The sequence below is a fragment of the Streptomyces sp. NRRL S-1022 genome (assembly GCF_000720135.1).
In the GTDB taxonomy this organism is placed as follows: domain Bacteria; phylum Actinomycetota; class Actinomycetes; order Streptomycetales; family Streptomycetaceae; genus Streptomyces.
Genome location: NZ_JOIU01000119.1, coordinates 1 through 473, shown reverse-complemented (window position 1 = coordinate 473; position 473 = coordinate 1). Strand labels below are relative to the sequence as shown.

1 protein-coding gene is annotated in these 473 nt (G+C 65.8%); it reads left to right on the top strand.

Translation table 11 applies throughout. The features are described 5' to 3' along the window. Window positions 1-473: DNA cytosine methyltransferase (locus IG05_RS0141105; protein WP_030349191.1), on the top strand; the 473-nt coding region annotated here is incomplete at both ends.

The following is a 473-nucleotide window of genomic DNA, read 5'->3' as shown; positions in this document are numbered from 1 at the left end:
CCCGTGCGACGCGGGAGGCAGCCCGTCTTCGCACCACCTCAGTCGGCGACGTGGCGAAGGTCGATCCGCTCGATCCCGAGGTCCGCTCAGCCCGTGTCCTGGCCGGCGGACCGCCCTGCCAGACGTATTCGGTGGCGGGCAACCGTGAGGGCCACAAAGCCCTCGACGAGGTGATGGACCTGGCGGAACTGGTGGGCAGCAGCAAAACCGTCGGCGCTCTGGAGAAGTCCTGGGCGGAAGTGGAAGGGAGAGCCGTCGACCTGGAATGGGCCGACGAACGTCCGGGCCTCGTACTCCAGCCCCTACGGTGGATCGTCGAGAAGATGCTCAAGTCCGATCCCTACGCAGTGGTCGTGTTGGAGCAGGTTCCCACGGTGCTTCCAGTGTGGAAGAAGTACCGCGAGATCCTTCGGGAGCTCGGATACGACGCGGACTGCGAACTGCTGCACACCGAGGAGTACGGGGTTCCGCAG